The organism is Calothrix sp. 336/3, assembly GCF_000734895.2.
Taxonomy (GTDB): domain Bacteria; phylum Cyanobacteriota; class Cyanobacteriia; order Cyanobacteriales; family Nostocaceae; genus 336-3.
Genome location: NZ_CP011382.1, coordinates 1,946,715 through 1,964,994, shown reverse-complemented (window position 1 = coordinate 1,964,994; position 18,280 = coordinate 1,946,715). Strand labels below are relative to the sequence as shown.

Below are 18,280 nucleotides of genomic sequence, written 5' to 3'. Positions count from 1 at the left end.
AACGCCTTTTGCTTGATAATCAAACCTGATAAATCTATCTAATTTTTGATAGATTTTAGTCAGATTTTAGTCATTTAAATTAGTCTGGACAAGAAAGCCTGATTTGGAAAAGCTGGAAAGCCTCTCTGGGAGAGGCTTTTGGGTCATGCCAGGAACGAGACTTGAACTCGTGACACGAGGATTTTCAGTCCTGGAACATACCTTATACAGCAAGTATTTCAGGCTCTAATTTTGAACTTACACCATCTTTACACCATTTAGTTTTTGACTGCTTCTGAAGCTGAATTCCTTGATTGAAAAGGCTTTTGCCAGAATCACATACAACGTTCTCATCTCATACAAAATTCCTCTACGAGTAAAGAGTAGATATAAGCACCATCTTTGTTTTTGTACTAACAGTATTGACGCAATAAAATTGCGTTAGTGTACGCGCAGTGTTGCCGCAAGCTAGCTTACCAGTTCCTTTCACATAGGCGAAGCGGGACTTAGGGTAGAAGCTAGTCTTGTGTGTCCGGAGGTCTTTTGTCAGCTCGCTTACAGGTAAACATCGTCCGATAGCGTTCCATACTTCTACCTTGCGGGAAGCATTGCGGAAAAAAAGCGATTTTCTATCTTCCAAGCTTATTGCGTTGTCAAGCACAATAAGCCAATAACAAGATGTAAAATTAAACTAGTAAATCTATCTCAAAATAATGCCCATTTCTAATTGCAAAATAACCAAAATAATTAAGGGAGAGTCTGGATGGATAACGAGTAAGCTATATTGGAAATAAGTGCAGTCGAAATTACTAAGTCTTTATTATCAGATTTAAAACAACTCTCCACATGTACAGGAGAACCGGTAGCTGCGGTTTTTGCTGATAGTATATTACGAAAAATGCGCTCTTTACATGATATGTATATGGACGACCCCTATACAGAAATAGTCATGGCACTCCATGATGCACTTGCTTATCAAAATAATTGGATTGCATATGTTAGCGAACAGTACCAGGATGTATATAACCTATTTCTATCCCTAGTTGAGCGAGAAAAAATCACTAATGTTGAAGTAGAAAATGCGATTCTAACTCTAGAATAAATAGGCTTTGACACTTTACCTTTTGGAGTCAAACTTGAGAACGATTTTCCAGAAGAAGAGACAACTATATAAATCAATACGTTAGGTTCATAAGTACAAGAGCATTTTTTAGATACCTCTGTAATGAGGTCATCTTGGAACAGGATTAATGCGATCGCACAGAGCGCAGCACCAGAGGTGATGCTCCCAAGGAGAGCCGCCCAGGGGGCGATCGCCAAATTAATTAAGTAGCCGTCATGAACTGCATACACCAGAAGGTATGAAAAAGCTTTTTCCCTACTGCCTTTTTCAAGTCAGGGTGCTATCAGAGCTAATTTTAAAACTAAAGCCTTATAATGGTTTCAGAAATTTAAGCTAATACCATTTCACGAAAATCCTGAAACATATCCAAGCTCTAAAACCCTTGTCAAACCAGGATTTATTAATTACGAATTGCGAATTGCGAATTGTGAATTGGTATAATCCCTCTTTTGTTACTACGGGGAGAGTATAATCAGAAAAAAAGCAGACAAAGTAAGTAATAGGAATGGTTACGCCGCGCAGACAGCCAGTAAGCACAGTGGCATTCATAGATAACTACTGCCAGCACTATTATTCAGTATTTGAGGATGTAAGGCATTTTGAAGCTTTCAAATTCTTACATTTGGGCATAGTTTCAGAAATCCCGCGAAAAACCCTACCCCTAATAGCTAAAACAGTGGGGTTAAAAGATAGCCAAACACTACATCATTTTTTGAGAGATGCACTGTGGGATGTCAAAAAGTTAAGAGAAATTAGGCTGTGGTTGATCAAAAGGTTTATTGGAGAAAGAGAAATAATTTTATGTATTGACGAAACCGGGGATAAGAAAAAGGCAAAATCAACAGATTATGTGACTAGTCAATATATCGGAAACTTAGGCAAGACAGAGAATGGAATAGTATCTGTAAATGCTTATGGTGTAGTAGATGGGATTACTTATCCTCTAATGTTCCAAATATTTAAACCGAGAAATCGCTTAAGAGAAGGCGATAAATATAAGAGTAAACCCCAAATAGCAATAGAGATTATTCAAGAGTTGAAAGAATGGGGTTTCAAAATTAAATTAGTGTTAGCGGATAGCCTATATGGTGAGAGTGGAGATGTAATTAGATGTTTAGAAAAATTAGAACTAGAGTTTATCGTAGCAATTCGCTCCAATCATGGAGTGTTGATGCCCCCAGGAAGCCGAAAACGTTATAATCGCTGGAAAGCTTATGAGCAAAAGCTTTCACATCGTCAAACTGAAACTCGTTACTTGAGAGAAATTATTTTTGGTAAACGTCGCCGTACCAGATACTACCAAATCAGTAAGATGAATGCACCCGACCCTACGGGAGATGAAAGTTGGTACATCATGACAAATTTATCAACTGATTTGTCACTGAATGTCGCGCAACTTTATAGTTTAAGAAATTGGATTGAATATGGTTTTAAACAAGTTAAGAATGAACTAGGTTGGGCTGATTTTCGTCTAACTGATTATGAAAGTATTGAACGCTGGTGGGAAATCATTTTTAGTGCTTACCTTTTCGTTAGCATTCAGGCTACTTATTTTCAACTTCATGTCCAAAATCAATCAACATCTAGTTCAGAATTACCTTCCTCAATAGACTTTAATAGTTCTCAATATAGTCAACATCCTAATTGGGAATCTGGTACCACATGGAAGAGTGCCTTAAATAATCTGAGATTGCTCATTCAACCCTATATTTTTTACTGTTTGATTCAACCTTGGCTCACAGTATTTAACATTCCTGGTATGAAGCGTTGCTTTTTGAAATTAATCAACTTTATGAATGATTTTCGCGCTTCTCCAGTCAGTTTCTCTGTTGCTAGTTGAACCTCTTGTCAATTTTTCTCTTCCTAAAGTAACAAAAGAGGGATAATACAGCAATTTTTCGCTGAAACTGAAACCTGGTAATGGATTGAGTCTCCTTAAGATTTTCTGTGCGAATCAGATCTTAATCGGATGTAGCTACTAATTCTAATACATTAATTGGCAAAATATTAACTTTGCAGACTAACAAATTAGAGATGTCTCTACCTCCCAAGATATTCACCTTTATAACCTAAGATAGATGGTAAAAACTCTACAGAAACAGAGCATAAAGCTACGAAAGAGTTACTTGAATTTTTATCAACCCAATAAATTAATTATCAATGATGATTTATTTTTTATTGCCGGTTCAATAGCACTTTGCGTAATTTTCATAAGCAAAATATTCTAGAGGAAGTAACTTACGCTCACACGATTGATTCACCAACTGAAGTTTTGACTGCACAGAACTCAAATGGTGTGATGATGGCAGTTTCACTTACTGATGCTGCTGGAACAAAAACATTAATCAAGCTACAAGCTACTTGAATAGCAGTTAATTAAAGTGGATGAAATTCAAGTACAAAACTGATTTTCAACACTTGTATTTAAAAACTTTTCACAGAAAAGAATTGCAAGTTACAAAATCCATACTTCTAACTATTCATAACAGGAAAATCGATTATGAAAGCAACTGTCTATTATGCTCCTGGTGATGTAAGGGTCGAAACCGTTCCCGACTCTACGATTCAAGAGCCAACAGATGCCGTTGTGCGGATTACCCATGCCTGCATCTGTGGCTCCGATTTGTGGTTTTACCGAGGGTCAGATGATTGGAAACCGGGATGGCGCACAGGTCACGAATGGATGGGTATTGTCGAAACGGTTGGTTCGGATGTGCGAAATTTGAAAAAGGGCGATCGCGTACTAGCTCCGTTTGCTTTTTCGGATGGCTCCTGTGAATTTTGTGGCAAAAGTCTACAAACTTCCTGTATCCAAGGTGGCTTTTGGGGTGGAACCAACGATGGTGGACAAGCAGAAGCTGTGCGCGCTCCCTTTGCCGATGCCACACTAGTAAAAATTCCTAGGGAAGTGGAAAACGACGATGCCTTACTCACCGCAATTCTACCGCTCACAGATGTGATGGCAACTGGACATCATGCGGCTATTTCTGCTGGAGTCCGAGCAGGTTCGACAGTGGCAGTGGTTGGCGATGGGGCGGTGGGACTGTGCGGCGTTTTAGCTGCAAAACGACTGGGAGCCGCTCGAATCATTCTACTGGGCAAACATGAAAAACGCATTGAAATTGCCCGCCGCTTTGGTGCTACCGATGTGGTAAAAAGCCGCGATCAACAGGCGATTGATGAAGTGCAAGAGATGACTAAAGGCGGTGCTGAGGCAGTCTTGGAATGTGTAGGCACGGAATCTTCTTTCAGTACGGCGATTGGGATTACACGTCCAGGTGACACGATTGGTTATGTCGGTGTCCCACATGGCAGTGTGAAATTGGCAGGGATGTTTCTCTCAAATATTACCTTGCGGGGTGGTGTTGCGCCTGCGCGGGCTTATATTCCGGAACTATTAGCAGATGTGCTTGCAGGGAAAATCGATCCCTCCCCCGTGTTGGATCTGACGGTCGATCTGGATGGTGTTCCAGGTGGTTATGCGGCAATGGATGGACGAGAAGCAATTAAAGTGATGGTGCGGCTTTAATACGCTCCAAAATTCAGCATCAATCACGCTTATTTGGGAGTTAATTGAGATGCTTCATGAACCGAATGCTTATTTATTAGGCGGTGGTATTGGCTCTTTGGCAGCCGCAGCCTTCATGATCCGCGACGATGACTTCTGTGGGGAAAATATTTTCATTTTGGAGGTAAAGCCCGTCGTGGGGGGAAGTATGGATGGAGCCGGGAACCCTACCGATGGCTATTCGCTGCGGGGTGGGCGAATGTTGACAACCGACAATTACGAATGCACTTGGGATTTATTCAAATCAATTCCCTCCCTAAATTCCCCTGGGAAGTAAGTATTTGACGAAATCCCACCTATTTCGCACCACGACAAGTCACTGCATGTGCAGTTTGAGGCTTTAGTCAAAGCATTTAAGTAAGTTTACTGAAAAGGTGGATAATCAGGAGCAAATTATGACAGATGTAATCAGTCGCGAGGTTGTGCTGGTTTCTTACCCTAACGGACTGCCCAACGCAGATAACTTTGCGATCGCGCAAACCAAACTACAGCCACTTCAAGATGGGCAGGTACTTGTTCGCAATCTCTATATGTCAGTTGACCCATATATGCGTGGTCGTATGAGCGACAGGAAATCATACGTTCCACCTTTTGAATTAGGCAAACCGCTTAATGGCGGTGCAGTTGGCGAAGTATTAGAGTCACGGGCTAAAGAATTCAATCAAGGCGATATTGTGACTTCCAGCTTTGGCTGGCGAGAATACTTCATCGCAGCACCAAAAGAGTTGCATCTAGTCAGCCAGGAGGTGCAACCATTATCAGTTTATCTCGGTGCCCTTGGGATGACGGGTATGACTGCTTGGGTGGGATTAAATTTGGTAAACGTCAAAGCTGGCGACGTGATTTTTATTTCGGGAGCCGCAGGTGCGGTGGGAAGTGTGGCTGGGCAACTAGCCAAATTGCGTGGATGCCGTACGATCGGTTCAGCAGGTTCCATGGAAAAAGTCAAGTTCCTACAGGAAGAATGTGGATTTGATATTGCTTTTGATTATAAAGCCGCTCCTATCCTCGAACAATTGAACCGAGAGGTTCCAGATGGCATTGATGTCTATTTTGATAATGTGGGAGGTGAAATGCTTGAAGCAGCGCTCTCAGTATTAAAAGTGCATGGGCGGATTATCGCTTGTGGCGGCATTTCTGGTTACAATCAGGAGAAGCAGCCTGGTCCTTCTAATCTATTTAACATGATTACTAAACGGTTAACGATGAAGGGACTAATTGTTAGTGATTGGCTAGCTCATCAGCAAGAATTTGAACAGGAAGTAGGTAAATATTTCCGAGACGGAAAACTGAAGAATAAAGAAACAGTGGTAATCGGAATCGAGCAAGCAGTGAGCGCGTTCATCGGACTATTTGAAGGAAAAAATGTTGGCAAGATGGTGGTGAAATTGGATTAGCTTGCCTCCCAAGCTTGTTGTGCTGGCATTTACAACAGGTACTTTACTCACGGCGATCGCTGAATTAACAAATATTAGAATTAAAGCAAAATACTTATGGATCTCAAACTATCAGATAAGGTTGCATTGGTGAGTGGTTCAACCGCCGGAATTGGACTAGCGATCGCTACTATATTTGCTCAAGAAGGAGCGAAGGTGATTGTCAATGGCAGAACTAAAGAGCGTGTAAACCATGCCCTTGAGAGTATTGGGCAAAGTGTCCCAAATGCTGTAACTCAAGGAATTGTCGCTGATTTAGGAACCCAAGCAGGAGTTGAAGCAACGATTCAACAAGCGCCATTCGTCGATATTCTGGTGAATAACTTGGGAATCTATGCCTCCAAAGCATTTGAAGACATTTCTGATGAGGAGTGGATGAATATTCTAGAAGTCAATGTGATGAGCGGTGTACGACTATCACGCCATTACTTACCCCTCATGCTCAAGGAAAATAGGGGACGGATTATTTTCGTTTCTAGTGAGTCTGGTTTGAATATTCCCGTTGAGATGATTCACTATGGGGTGACAAAGACTGCACAAATAGCGTTGAGTCGTGGTTTAGCTGAAACAACCGCAGGCAGCCATGTCACAGTCAATACCGTATTGCCAGGTCCAACCCGTTCTGAAGGAATAGAAACTTTCATCCAGGGGTTTGCCAAGGAGCAAAATATTTCACCCGAACAAGTTGAGAAAGATTTTTTTACTAAGACTCGTCCATCTTCACTGATTCAGCGATTTGCTTCAACCTCTGAAGTCGCGGCATTAGTTGCATTTGTTGCTAGTCCCTTGGCATCTGCGATTAATGGTGCTGCTTTGCGCGTAGAGGGTGGAGTGGTGCGATCAATTATTTAATAAATTCACCGCGATCGCCTATTCAACCCAGGAATCAAATGATTAGTCCTCAATCTCAAACGACGCAGCCAGTCGTGCCACATAGTAATAATTCTCGCATTGCAGTTTCAATGCTGTTCTCAGCTTATCTTGAATAGCTGATTAACTTTGTATGGTTCACAATCAATGCAACGATTTAACTTAATTATACTTAAAAGATTCTGGGCGATCGCTAAATCTTACTGGTCGAGCGACGAAAAATGGTATGCACGCGGACTACTGCTGTTAGTCATTCTGTTATCTTTGGGCTACACCGGGCTGAGTGTGTTGCTCAACAACAAGCGAGGCGTGCTAATTTCGGCACTATCTGCCCAAGATGAAGCGAGATTTTGGCAAACGATTCTGGTGTTTACAGGGACATTAGCCGTTTATGCCCCACTCTATGCAGGCTACGTTTATTTACGCGATCGCTTGGGCTTACAATGGCGGCAATGGCTGACAAACTATTTTAGCGATCGCTATTTCCAAAATCGAGCATTTTATAACCTAAATTATGACCATGCCGAAATTGATAATCCCGATCAACGGATTACTGAAGATGTCAAAAGCTTTACCTATGAGTCCCTAGCATTGCTGTTGGCAGTAGTTGATTCATTATTAGCGATTGGAGCTTTTAGCAGTGTGCTGTGGGGTATTTCTCAACCGTTAATCTGGTTTTTGGTATTTTATGCCCTGGTTGGTACTTTGACAACAGTTGGGGTATTTGGCAAGCCCTTAATCGACTTAACTTTGAACGGCTGAAAAAAGAGGCTGATTTCCGGTTTAGCTTGGTGCGAGTGCGAGAGAACGCGGAAGCGATCGCATTCTACCAGGGAGAGCAGTACGAATCTGATCGAATTCGAGGCAAATTTTTAGAAGTTTTTGACAACTTCAAACGCTTAATTTTTTGGGAACTAAATCTCAATATATTAACTAATGCCTATGAATTTATTCCCTTTATTCTCCCTGCCATTGTGGTGGCACCTGGCATTTTTGCAGGTGAGTTAGAAGTTGGTAAAGTCACCGAGGCACAAGGAGCTTTCATCCGGGTCTTTTTCTCCCTCAACTTAATTGTGTCACGCTTTCAGTCCCTGGCTAATTTTGGCGCAGGTGTTGAACGTTTATACAGTTTTTTGGAATTTTTGGAGACTAGCGACTCAACAGTGAACCAGCCTGATGGTAGTGAACAGCCAACCATCAAAACTGAAATTACTACTAATGCACCCTCTCCTGTAGAAAATTGTTTAGCGTTAGAAAATATCACACTCCAAACCCCTAACTATCAAAGAATTTTAATTGAGAACTTATCTGTAAAATGCAGATTCCCATTGCTACCCCGATTGATCGAGTCCGTCATGTTGTCCAATGTACATTCAATGGTCGAAGAATTGCGATTTTTTCAGGTGGAGCTACCCATACAGATGAGGCTCTACTCCAAGAAGTTCGGGCGATTCAAGGGGGTGGTGGCTTCGGCTCGATTATTGGATGTAATTCATTTCAGCGCACCAAACCAGATGCTCTGAAGCTGCTGGATTCGATTATGAAAATCTATAGTGTACCCTCGACAGAATAACTCACGTTTGAGAGGTCAGTAATGCCTACTGCAACGGATTTTAAGGATTATTATACCATCCTGGGAGTCAGCAAAACCGCAACCCCTGAAGAAATTAAACGAGATTACCGTAAGCTTGCCCGCAAATATCACCCTGACCTCAATCCTGGAGATAAAGACGCAGAGGCAAAGTTCAAAGACCTCAATGAAGCAAATGAGGTACTCTCTGATCCAGAAAAGCGGCAAAAGTATGACCAGTTTGGTCAGCACTGGAATAATCCTGGTTACACTGAAGCAGCATCACCTAGGGGAACTAATGCTGCGACGAGCAACTTCGATCAATATGGAGACTTTGATTCCTTTATCAACGATCTGCTAGGTCGATCTAGACGTACAACCTCTACTGGTGGCTTTGATGGTTTTGGTGATGGATTTCGTTCCCAAGCTCCTGCACCGAATACAGAAGCTGCGATCGCACTCACGTTTTCTGAGGCATTCCACGGTGTCCAGAAGCGACTACAACTCGACGACGAAACCATCAATGTTCGTATTCCCCCAGGGGCAAAATCAGGAAGCCGAATTCGCATCAAGGGTAAAGGTCGTCCTAGTCCATTCTCTCAACAGCGTGGCAATTTATATTTAACTATCGAAGTGTTACCACATTCCTTCTTTCGATTTGAGGATAATAACCTGGTTTGTGACATTCCAATTCGACCTGATGAAGCAGTTTTAGGGGCAGAAATCAAAGTGCCAACCCCTGATGGTAGCGTGACGATGAAAATTCCCAAAGGGGTGCGTTCGGGGCAATCGCTGAGACTGCGGGGTAAAGGTTGGACATTGCCAAAAGGTGGACGAGGTGACTTGTTCGCCAAACTTCAGATTGTCACACCCCAAGACCTGAGTCCAATTGAGGAAGAATACTACGAAAAAATCCAGGCAAATACCAGCTTTAACCCCCGTGTCCAGTTAGAGGAGATTAAGTTATGAGTTTCAGCCTTTCAAAAACCGTGGTCTCCCTGGATGGTGAGCAACTCTACAGCTTTGAATATGCCGCATTGATGACTGAGACTTCAATTACAGTTTTACAGGTTTATGTTGAGTTAGGCATAATCGAACCAATTGGTAGTATGTTGCATTCCCATACGATCGCGCGAATTGCTCAGATTCAACGGTTACGTCGAGACTTGGGACTAAACTTAGTCGGAGCCTCAATAGTGCTAGATATGGCAACTGAAATCGCCCAATTACGGGCAATGGTCAAAATGTATCAGTCTCATCAAGAAAAGCCTTTATGAGGTCAAAGCCACCCTTAGAGTCTTATACTGAGAGGCTATGCCAACAAGAGCGTAGTGAGGTGCTGCAACAGTGGGACAATTGGCTAGAAACGCCCATGCTGGTGCTTGGCTTTGCTTGGTTAGGGCTATTTATCGTTGAGCTAGTTTGGGGACTGAATCCTCTGCTAGAAGCGATCGCTACCGTAATTTGGCTCGCCTTTCTCATAGATTTTGGTATCAAATTTCTCCTCGCTCCTCACAGAATGTCCTACCTCAGACATAACTGGTTGACCGCTTTTTCGCTGTTGATTCCAGCGCTGCGAATCTTTCGGATTGTGCCATTAATACAGTCTTTGCAATCAGCTCATGGGGTTCGAGGGTTAAAGTTGTTGCGAGTGATGACACGAACCAACAAAGGAATGCGAGTTTTAGCAGCCAGTATTGGTAGACGAGGATTTGGCTATGTGGCGGGATTAACCGTGATTGTCACCCTCATTGGAGCGGCTGGAATTTATGCGTTTGAGCGCGAACTTCCTAATGGCACTATCATCAACTATGGTACTGCGCTGTGGTGGACGGCAATGGTAATGACCACCATCGGTTCTGATTACTTTCCGAAAACAGCAGAAGGTCGAATACTATGCTTTTTCCTGGCACTGTATGCGTTTGCTATAAGTGGTTATGTGACTGCAACCCTGGCAACATTATTTGTGGGTCAAGATACTGAGAATAATCAAGCAGAACTAGCGAGGGCAAAATCACTTCAAGCCTTGCAAGCAGAAATTACCGCACTCCGAACTGAGATTCAAGCCTTAGTACGACGAGATTTAGACCAATAATTTCCGAAGTATTGCAAATTAAATAAAACCTTGCTCTCATAGAAAATCTTCCTCAAGAACAATATCTTCGCCAATTTTAAAAGGTAAGTTAGTAATAGACCATGTTATGGGTGGCAGAGCGATCGCCATATTAATCAAGCCTTACTCAACAATTGAAGTTAAAGGGTTAAATGTATTTAATTAGACCTATTAATAAGTAGTAAGACTAAACTATTTGCATATGTCATTTACCTCTGTACCCTATCCAATCAAGAATGCAGATTAAAAAAATGCAAGATTAATTTTCATAGATACTTAGATTTAGATATAACCAGTTAAAAAAGGAGATATCGATGAGAACAAATGTAGGGCTGTGGATCGACCATAGGAAAGCCATTGTTGTGGCTGTTACGGAGAAAGGGGAAGAAATCAAAGAGATAATATCAGAAGTAGAAAAACAGCCTCGGCGTTCTGGTGATTCACCTCTTAAGGGTACTTACGAATCACATCAAGTACCCGCAGATGATAGCCTCCAGAGAACTTTTACAGGAGAACTCAATGTTTACTATGATGCGGTAATTGCATATATTCGTGATGCAGAGTCTATTTTGATATTTGGACCAGGTGAGGCAAAAGAGGAACTGAAAGAACGTCTAGAAAAAAATAACCTTGGTAGTCGCGTTGTAGGCATTGAGATAGTTGACAAGATGACAAATAATCAAATCTCTGCCAAGACTCGACAGTACTTTGCCAAGTCGCGGTAGACAATGATATCTATACTAGAAAGAAACTATACATTTATCTGTGAGATAAAGATAGTGCGGATGCAGTGAGAGGAGCGTATTCCCTTTCAAAAATGAACTCAATTCATACCTTTGATTACATTTACTTTACAGACTAAAATAATGGAGAATACGTTTTTTAATCAAGTGTTCCGGGATAGAGAAGGCAAAATTGTGCTAGCTCAGATGCCCAATTTACCACTCATTGTCTGGATTGGAGCTAGTTTATTAAAGATAATTTTTACAACAGGTAGAATTAATATAGGATTGGACATACTAGCCTTTGGCTCCTTATTTACTTGGGCTTGGGAAGAATTATTTCAAGGCGTTAATTACTTTCGTAGAGCATTAGGTTTTGTTGTCCTTATTAGTCTGATGGCGTGGAAAATTCAATAAGTAGGTAAGTATCAATAAATCCTATCAACCATGAACTTACCTCAAAAACCTACACAAACTTTTGCCAAAGGTAAACTTCCTCACCAATGGAGAGTTCGCTCTCGCCTAATTTTATCTATCATAGTTGCCTTAATAGTATCGGTTCTGGTTCCATATTCACTGAGTTTATCTACTCGAATTCTCTGTATATGGAATGCTGGGGTAATATGTTTTCTAGCTTCAACTTGGGCGCTAATGACGCGAGCAAGACCAAAAATAATGCGCCGTAATGCTCAAAGTCAAGACGAGGGACGCTTGGTAATATTGAGCTTAATTACTGCTGCTGCCTGCGCTAGCATATTAGCGATCGCCTTTATTTTAAGAGAAACTAAAGAGAAAGATATAAGTGTAGTAATTCCCCATATAATTCTAGCAGTGCTCACAATTATTGGGTCGTGGTTACTCGTCCATACTATATTTGCGATGCACTATGCTCATGAATATTATCAGGACCACAAAACTGAGAGTGATTGTCATGCTGGAGGACTAGATTTTCCTGAAGATATTGAGCCAGATTACTGGGATTTTTTATATTTCTCTTTCGTTATTGGGATGACTAGTCAAGTTTCAGATGTCCAAATTACCTCGCCATCTCTGAGGCGTTTATCTTTATTCCATAGCGTTCTTTCTTTTTTCTTCAATACCGCAATTGTGGCGATGAGCATTAATATCATTGCAGGTTTAATTCAGTAAATATTGGCAGCACAATGTCAAATACATCACTTTATTTTTGTCAATTCATGGTTTATGCGTAAAAATCAAGCCCTGCTTTCATAAAATATCTTCCTCAAGAATAATACCTTCCCTGCGGAAGACTGCGTCAACGCCAGTTTTAAAGGGTAGGCTAACGATTCGCCGCACTACACTGGCAGAGCGATCGTAGTTCTGAATAAAGGATTCTTTTACCTTATCACTTCCTGGAAAAGCCCAACACCACCTTGAGTGGGCTGGATGTTTAATTCAAGGGAATTTCTCCATCCGCAGGCATTCCCGGTTTTGCTAGTCTTTCTCGTTGTTCGAGGCTTAGTTTCACACCAAATACCTGTTGCACGCGATCGCTCTGAAAATAAACGTTCTCTGGGGTAAAGGAGGCTTTAGAATCTATGGCGGTAACGGTTGCTTTAAAAGACTTTTGGTGTTTGGGATCGTTATCTAAATAAACATTGGCAAGTTGTCCGACGCGAACTTGAGCAATTTGCCCACCGGGAATAAAGCCCCGCAGATAAACTTGACTCAAGTCTACAACTCTCAGCAAGGGGCGCGATGGTAAAACCACTGTACCTGGTTCAACGCTGCGTGTCGTAACAACGCCATCAATCGGGCTTTTCACCGTCAGATTGTTCAAGCGACTCTGAATCAATTGTTGATTTGCTTGGGCAGTTTTTACATCAGCTTGGGCGGCTGCTATTGTGTTGCGTGCCTGTTGTGCTTGTGTCTCGAATCGACTGACATTAGTTTGTTGTCGCCCTGGATTTAGGGTTGTGGTTTGTGCTTGCGTCAATTTTCCCTGAGCAATATTAACAGCTGTTTGTGCGGCTTCCACAGCTGCTAAACGGCTTTGCAGAGCAGCTTTGGCAGTATTGTAAACGGTTCGCGCCACTTCATAGCGTTGTTTGGTTTCTGCTCCTTCAATCGCCAGATGGGCATAGCGATCGCTATCTACCCGCGCCTGTTCAACTAATGCCCGCGCTTCTAAAACTCGTGCTTGTTCTTGTTTCACAACAGCCTTTGCGGTTGAGACAAGGGCGTTAGCTTCCGCAACTTTACCTTGGGTGTCACCTTGGGATTGCTGTAAATTCAGATTAGCATCTGCGAGTTGATCTGCGAGAATAGAGATTTGTAAGCGGGCGTAAGCTTCTCGTTGTTTTGCCGCATTTACCTGGGCTGTGGCTGCGCTCAGTTCAGATTGTACCTCTTCATCACTAAGACGCACTAATAATTGTCCTTTTTTGACTGTATCTCCTTCCCGCACAGTAACTTCCTCCACTCGACCAATGCCCTTGGTGCTGACATCGGTTTCATAGCCTTCTATCCGTCCATTGAATTGAATGATGTTTGCAGGTTGGGGACGAAAAAACCCATACCAGACTCCAAAGCCGACAGATGCGATCGCCACAGTCCCGCCCAAAATCCACAACCAGCGTCGGGGTTTTTTCGGAGTGGGAATTTTTGGCTCGTCAGACTTTGGCGGGGTTGTAATCGGTTTGGCAGAATTGATTGTTTGTGACATAAAATACACCCTGAATTAACTTAATTGACTACGGTAGCGATTTGCACTCACCAGAACTGTCACGGTTGCAAATACAATCATGGCGATCGCATTTAAACCCCAAACTTCCAAACCTGCACCTTTAAGAAGAATGCTGCGAAGAATGATCAAGTAATGATAAAGGGGATTAATTTGGGCAATCCAGCGAAATACAAGCGGCATACTATTCACCGCCGTCACCGCCCCGCCTAATAAAATAATGGGAATATTGAGAAATATCCCAATCAAAATTGTTTGCAATTTGTTCTCAGAAAATGTGGAAATTGCCAGTCCAATGGCAACACCAATCTGAATGTAGAGAATAGAAAATAGCAGTAATAAAAATAAATTTCCGCGAAAAGGTAAGGCAAAAACCCAGTGAGCAACGAGGAAACAAATCAGCAATGTACCTGTGAGTAAAGCAGATATCGGCACAATTTTAGAAATCAAAATATAAGTTGATGCAACTGGAGTCATCAACAACTGTTCTAGTGTTCCTTGATCCTTTTCTCGAACCGCTTCCACAGCCGCAGCCAGAATAGCACTCAAGGTGATGATTGCGCCCAGCACACCAGGAACAAAGAACCAACTATCAAGCATTCCGGGATTGTAGCGCAACGTCATTTCAGTTTGAACGGGGACTTCTAACCCAGTTGACACAGGTTGATAGCGTTGGAGTAAATCTAAGTTAAATTGAGTTGTAATTTGGCTGACATAGCCCTTTGCAAGTCCAGAACTGTAGGCGTTAATTCCATCAACCACAACCTGAACTTCTGATTTTCCAGTTTGCAGCAAATCCCGATCAAAACTAGGTGGAATGATTAATCCAGCATCGACTTCACCCCGCTCAACTTGTTGGGTGAGAGTTTGTTGACTGTTGGTGTGGCGAGTCGCAAGAAACACATGATTTGCAGTAAACGCATCCACAAAATCTCGGCTGATTGCCACCTGATTTTGATCCAAAATACTCAGCCGTAAGTTCGTCACATTGGAATTCATCACATAGCCAAAAATCACCATTGAAATAATCGGGGCGATTGTGAGAAAGATAACCAGTTGGCGATTACGCAATAGTTCAGTGCTTTCTTTGATTAACAGAGCCAATAGACGGCGATTTATCATCAGTGTTAACTCCAATTACTATTAGAAGTGTCGTCGTTTAAGCATATTAGTAAAGGAAATTAGTAACAGTAATATAAAACTAAGTATTACAAAATATAAAAAAGTAAACTCAAAGCCAAATCCTTTTGTAGTATTCTCCCAACGTATAATCAAAAAAGAATTATTGCCAATAATGAAAGAAGGAACTTCTAATATTTTCAATAGTGGTACTAGCAAAAAACCAGAAATCAGCACTAATGCAAAAGTCATAAAAGCAATATTCAACACATTTTTTATACTTGAGCTAAATCTACTTTTACCAGTTATAGGAAAAGGAAGTTCTTGGCGAGTCACATTCAGAGGTGCATAAATTGCTATGCTTTCTTCCCTATCTTCAACTCGAATTGATTTTGGGCAACGTAGTAATTGTACTGCTATCCAGATGTCGCCAATTGCACCGCTTGTATTGAATGCAATTACCCAAATTAACCAAGGTGCTTGGGGAAAAATTGCTAGCATTAGCAAAGACACAAAATCAATGACTATCAACGGGGCTAAAGTAATGATAATAAAAGCATTGCGGCGAAAAATGTCACCTGATGAAGTGGCATAAGCAAGGGGTAAGAAATATTTAACTTTTAATCCATAACGTGGCGAACCACCAAAGGCAGCAAACGCAATTCCATGAACTAATTCATGAATAATGGTGGTGACAAAAGTAATAGCAAGCAAAACCACCAAGCCAATAATTCCTTGCCAAACTCCACCTTCAGCACTTTTGATACTGAAAGATACTGTTTGTTCATGAATGATGGCATAATACCAACTGACACCAGATGCTGTTATTATGAACAGAAATAAACTTAAAGTAGTCCAAATCAGTAATATTTCTGGAGTTAAACGAAATACATAAATTGGCTCATTACGAGTTGCCATATTCATAATTGGAACCCTGATTGCAGTTGTTCAGATGTTGAGAGGAAGGTTCTGAATATCATAGATTTTCTCAGATAGGGTTTTCTGATTTGAATTTAATAACACACGCTCCTTGGATCTCGCTGAATCCCATAGCATATTAAGAGAAATTTGTTTGGTCATAATTGCCTCCAGTATTTTGATTTTGATGTTTGTTTCGATTGCAGTCTATCAAGACGCAAACTCATAGTGAATCTCTGTAGTTCTTCCTTTAAAATAAAGCCGAGTGCCTTCTGGATACTCCCATCCCACCTCACCCTGTAAAGGAATCAGCATCCCATTACAAACCGAATATTCCCAGAATCGACCGCCCCAAGGCATCGCAGTCAGCTTGTCACGATAACGAGCCTCAGTCCGAAACGTATCGATCGTCCCTTCAGCATTAAACTGAAACACAACGGAGACAGTTGTTGCACCATCCGTCAAAGTAGCGCGAGCGGAGGTGTCATTAATTGCTTCCCATAGCACTCCCTGGCTAGGTAATAGGGCAGTAGGATACCAAAGAGCCTCAGCAAAGAACCGCAATAATTCACCTTGATTGTTTTCAGGCGCACCGTGCATTTTTGCAACGGTAAAAAGACCGAGTAATGATGCGTGTAAGCTGCCTTCTCCTAATAAATAGGTATCATGAACAAAGGCATTAACTCCTGGAGCCATCTGGATACGTGCATCCCAATCAAAACCCAGACATTGAGTCGTCACAAGTTGAGTGGCAGTAAACGGACTCCATTTGTTCTGAGTTTCGCTCATGTTGAACTGTCCCTGCTGGGAGAGTTTGACTACAGCCACGATCGGTTGTCCGTCCTTGAGTACCGTCTGAAAAAATTGCTGTACTGGTACTGGCAAATCTTCAATTTCCTTTGAATCATAGATTTTCGGCTGAATTATCCGCCGTCCACTGGTTAACTTGGTACGTAAACTATGGGTTTCTGACTGCCAGCGATCGCTACCATAGAGAACAGCAAGCCCAGTACAGACTACGATTAAAACACCAATAATTACAATCCATTTAATTAACATGATACTTACCTAATGTTTGTTGATTCAGAATTTGATAAATGGTGATGATAAAAATGATTACAAAAATAGTTATATAGATTAACTTCGTATACTTAGCCACCCAACTGGGAAGATAAATATCAAAATTGTCCTTTGTGGAATTTGTGTATTTTCGGGCAAGCAGATTTAGTGGGCAGTGGGATTTAAAAGTTAGTAAAATTAACCCTTCTAAAAATACAAATCCATAACCAATCCAGAGCCAGAAATCGAGTTTATTCGCTATCACGGCATAAAGCATATAGAAAATCACAAAATTGAAGAAAATCCATATCAAAGTATGAACGACTTTAATTAGTATCAATTTGGTGTTACTTTCCATATTACCTCTCTATTCTCGGTGTTAAATCGCGCCAAACGATAGAAACCGTTCCGAGCGTTCCCGCAACTAGCAATCCGAAATCTTCTTTAATCCCGAAAATCAAAGCCGCTGAGGTTCCGACGAGCGACCACAAAATAGGAATAATCAATAAAATTGATGGAACTTTTTTGTCTGTCCAGAGCAGCAAGCCGAAGGTGAAAATGGTTGTCGGACAAGGTACGCCGAATGTCGGTGATGTTGGAAAATTTCGTCCCAGCGCATAGCCGATTAACGGATAAATTGCTAGGGAATAAACAATTAAAATTGCACCAAGAATACCGTAAATTTTCTGGTTAGCACAAAAACTTAAACGATTTATCACTATACCTTCGTATAAAAATAACCAGCCTTGAAAAACGAACAACGCGCCGAAAAGATAAGCGGGTGGACTGATTTCTGTAAAAAAAGTCAAATGGTAAACAACACCCGCCCATAGCCAGAGGAAACCGAGTAAGCCCGAAATGGTTTTGTTTGCAAATGGTTTTCGACTTACTACCAGTACAACCGATGCGATCGCCACTAAAATTAGTACAGCTTGCATCGGAAATATAGTTTGATTGTATTTCTCGAAAACCTGAAAAAATTGTTCGGTGGTCAAAGGGATTTTAAGTAACTTTCTCATGTTTTCCTCGCAGTTAACTGTTTCTAATTTCCCTTCCACAGCAGTCCGCCTAATACTCCTAATACTGTTGAGGTGGGCAT

17 protein-coding genes and 1 pseudogene are annotated in these 18,280 nt (G+C 41.5%); 13 read left to right on the top strand and 5 right to left on the bottom strand.

Annotated elements, in window-relative coordinates; genetic code table 11:
- Positions 1-763: 763 nt before the first annotated feature.
- The 13 genes and pseudogenes from IJ00_RS07935 to IJ00_RS07875 all read left to right on the top strand — a co-directional run bounded on the left by IJ00_RS07935 (position 764) and on the right by IJ00_RS07875 (position 12,530).
- Positions 764-1,081, top strand: a complete 318-nt coding sequence (locus tag IJ00_RS07935; RefSeq protein WP_339366896.1) for a hypothetical protein — start codon at positions 764-766, stop codon at positions 1,079-1,081.
- Between the two features lie 526 nt (positions 1,082-1,607).
- Positions 1,608-2,942 carry an IS701 family transposase gene (locus tag IJ00_RS07930; protein WP_035151761.1) on the top strand — a complete coding sequence of 445 codons (1,335 nt, stop codon included), beginning with the start codon at positions 1,608-1,610 and terminating at the stop codon, positions 2,940-2,942.
- Between the two features lie 660 nt (positions 2,943-3,602).
- Entirely contained in the window at positions 3,603-4,631 is a 1,029-nt protein-coding gene (locus tag IJ00_RS07925; protein ID WP_035151758.1) for a zinc-dependent alcohol dehydrogenase family protein, read from the top strand.
- 49 nt (positions 4,632-4,680) lie between these two features.
- On the top strand, positions 4,681-4,947 hold the full coding sequence (locus IJ00_RS07920) for an oleate hydratase (RefSeq protein ID WP_035151756.1): 267 nt from the start codon (positions 4,681-4,683) through the stop codon (positions 4,945-4,947).
- 118 nt (positions 4,948-5,065) lie between these two features.
- A complete protein-coding gene (locus IJ00_RS07915) occupies positions 5,066-6,067 on the top strand; it encodes an NADP-dependent oxidoreductase (protein WP_035158646.1) in 1,002 nt (333 codons plus the stop codon).
- 96 nt (positions 6,068-6,163) lie between these two features.
- The gene (locus IJ00_RS07910; RefSeq protein WP_035151754.1) at positions 6,164-6,958 is read left to right on the top strand and encodes an SDR family NAD(P)-dependent oxidoreductase; all 795 of its coding nucleotides are present in this window, start codon (positions 6,164-6,166) and stop codon (positions 6,956-6,958) included.
- Between the two features lie 165 nt (positions 6,959-7,123).
- Positions 7,124-8,499 (top strand): annotated as a pseudogene (locus IJ00_RS30125) (ABC transporter ATP-binding protein/permease).
- A 71-nt stretch (positions 8,500-8,570) separates the two neighbouring features.
- The gene (locus IJ00_RS07900) at positions 8,571-9,515 is read left to right on the top strand and encodes a DnaJ C-terminal domain-containing protein (RefSeq protein ID WP_035151751.1); all 945 of its coding nucleotides are present in this window, start codon (positions 8,571-8,573) and stop codon (positions 9,513-9,515) included.
- Entirely contained in the window at positions 9,512-9,823 is a 312-nt protein-coding gene (locus IJ00_RS07895; RefSeq protein WP_035151749.1) for a chaperone modulator CbpM, read from the top strand. The genes IJ00_RS07900 and IJ00_RS07895 overlap by 4 nt, the downstream gene beginning before the upstream one ends.
- Positions 9,820-10,641 (top strand): potassium channel family protein, encoded by an 822-nt coding sequence (locus IJ00_RS07890; protein ID WP_035151746.1) that lies wholly within the window; start codon positions 9,820-9,822, stop codon positions 10,639-10,641. The genes IJ00_RS07895 and IJ00_RS07890 overlap by 4 nt, the downstream gene beginning before the upstream one ends.
- A gap of 332 nt (positions 10,642-10,973) precedes the next feature.
- The gene (locus IJ00_RS07885) at positions 10,974-11,384 is read left to right on the top strand and encodes a hypothetical protein (RefSeq protein ID WP_035151743.1); all 411 of its coding nucleotides are present in this window, start codon (positions 10,974-10,976) and stop codon (positions 11,382-11,384) included.
- Positions 11,385-11,525: 141 nt separating this feature from the next.
- Complete coding sequence (locus IJ00_RS07880; protein ID WP_035151740.1) at positions 11,526-11,798, top strand: hypothetical protein; 273 nt, start codon at positions 11,526-11,528, stop codon at positions 11,796-11,798.
- A gap of 30 nt (positions 11,799-11,828) precedes the next feature.
- Complete coding sequence (locus IJ00_RS07875; RefSeq protein WP_035151738.1) at positions 11,829-12,530, top strand: DUF1345 domain-containing protein; 702 nt, start codon at positions 11,829-11,831, stop codon at positions 12,528-12,530.
- 262 nt (positions 12,531-12,792) lie between these two features.
- Here the strand turns inward: IJ00_RS07875 and IJ00_RS07870 are convergent, their stop codons facing one another.
- From IJ00_RS07870 to IJ00_RS07845, 5 genes are all read right to left on the bottom strand, one after another.
- A complete protein-coding gene (locus IJ00_RS07870; protein WP_035151736.1) occupies positions 12,793-14,067 on the bottom strand; it encodes an HlyD family secretion protein in 1,275 nt (424 codons plus the stop codon).
- Positions 14,068-14,082: 15 nt separating this feature from the next.
- Entirely contained in the window at positions 14,083-15,207 is a 1,125-nt protein-coding gene (locus IJ00_RS07865) for an ABC transporter permease (protein ID WP_238178460.1), read from the bottom strand.
- Between the two features lie 21 nt (positions 15,208-15,228).
- Positions 15,229-16,128, bottom strand: a complete 900-nt coding sequence (locus tag IJ00_RS07860; protein ID WP_035151734.1) for a DUF3267 domain-containing protein — start codon at positions 16,126-16,128, stop codon at positions 15,229-15,231.
- 204 nt (positions 16,129-16,332) lie between these two features.
- Positions 16,333-17,181, bottom strand: coding sequence for a DUF6544 family protein (locus IJ00_RS07855; RefSeq protein WP_035151732.1), 849 nt, complete (start codon positions 17,179-17,181; stop codon positions 16,333-16,335).
- Between the two features lie 359 nt (positions 17,182-17,540).
- Positions 17,541-18,200 carry a DUF6064 family protein gene (locus tag IJ00_RS07845; protein WP_035158642.1) on the bottom strand — a complete coding sequence of 220 codons (660 nt, stop codon included), beginning with the start codon at positions 18,198-18,200 and terminating at the stop codon, positions 17,541-17,543.
- Between the last annotated feature and the right edge of the window lie 80 nt (positions 18,201-18,280).

What these genes read in the sequence shown, in the direction of transcription:
- IJ00_RS07930 (WP_035151761.1), top strand. Translation starts at nt 1,608, where the DNA reads ATGGTTACGCCGCGCAGACAGCCAGTAAGCACAGTGGCATTCATAGAT.
- IJ00_RS07925 (WP_035151758.1), top strand. Translation starts at nt 3,603, where the DNA reads ATGAAAGCAACTGTCTATTATGCTCCTGGTGATGTAAGGGTCGAAACC.
- IJ00_RS07920 (WP_035151756.1), top strand. Translation starts at nt 4,681, where the DNA reads ATGCTTCATGAACCGAATGCTTATTTATTAGGCGGTGGTATTGGCTCT.
- IJ00_RS07915 (WP_035158646.1), top strand. Translation starts at nt 5,066, where the DNA reads ATGACAGATGTAATCAGTCGCGAGGTTGTGCTGGTTTCTTACCCTAAC.
- IJ00_RS07910 (WP_035151754.1), top strand. Translation starts at nt 6,164, where the DNA reads ATGGATCTCAAACTATCAGATAAGGTTGCATTGGTGAGTGGTTCAACC.
- IJ00_RS07900 (WP_035151751.1), top strand. Translation starts at nt 8,571, where the DNA reads ATGCCTACTGCAACGGATTTTAAGGATTATTATACCATCCTGGGAGTC.
- IJ00_RS07895 (WP_035151749.1), top strand. Translation starts at nt 9,512, where the DNA reads ATGAGTTTCAGCCTTTCAAAAACCGTGGTCTCCCTGGATGGTGAGCAA.
- IJ00_RS07890 (WP_035151746.1), top strand. Translation starts at nt 9,820, where the DNA reads ATGAGGTCAAAGCCACCCTTAGAGTCTTATACTGAGAGGCTATGCCAA.
- IJ00_RS07885 (WP_035151743.1), top strand. Translation starts at nt 10,974, where the DNA reads ATGAGAACAAATGTAGGGCTGTGGATCGACCATAGGAAAGCCATTGTT.
- IJ00_RS07880 (WP_035151740.1), top strand. Translation starts at nt 11,526, where the DNA reads ATGGAGAATACGTTTTTTAATCAAGTGTTCCGGGATAGAGAAGGCAAA.
- IJ00_RS07875 (WP_035151738.1), top strand. Translation starts at nt 11,829, where the DNA reads ATGAACTTACCTCAAAAACCTACACAAACTTTTGCCAAAGGTAAACTT.
- IJ00_RS07870 (WP_035151736.1), bottom strand. Translation starts at nt 14,067, where the DNA reads ATGTCACAAACAATCAATTCTGCCAAACCGATTACAACCCCGCCAAAG.
- IJ00_RS07865 (WP_238178460.1), bottom strand. Translation starts at nt 15,207, where the DNA reads ATGATAAATCGCCGTCTATTGGCTCTGTTAATCAAAGAAAGCACTGAA.
- IJ00_RS07860 (WP_035151734.1), bottom strand. Translation starts at nt 16,128, where the DNA reads ATGAATATGGCAACTCGTAATGAGCCAATTTATGTATTTCGTTTAACT.
- IJ00_RS07855 (WP_035151732.1), bottom strand. Translation starts at nt 17,181, where the DNA reads ATGTTAATTAAATGGATTGTAATTATTGGTGTTTTAATCGTAGTCTGT.
- IJ00_RS07845 (WP_035158642.1), bottom strand. Translation starts at nt 18,200, where the DNA reads ATGAGAAAGTTACTTAAAATCCCTTTGACCACCGAACAATTTTTTCAG.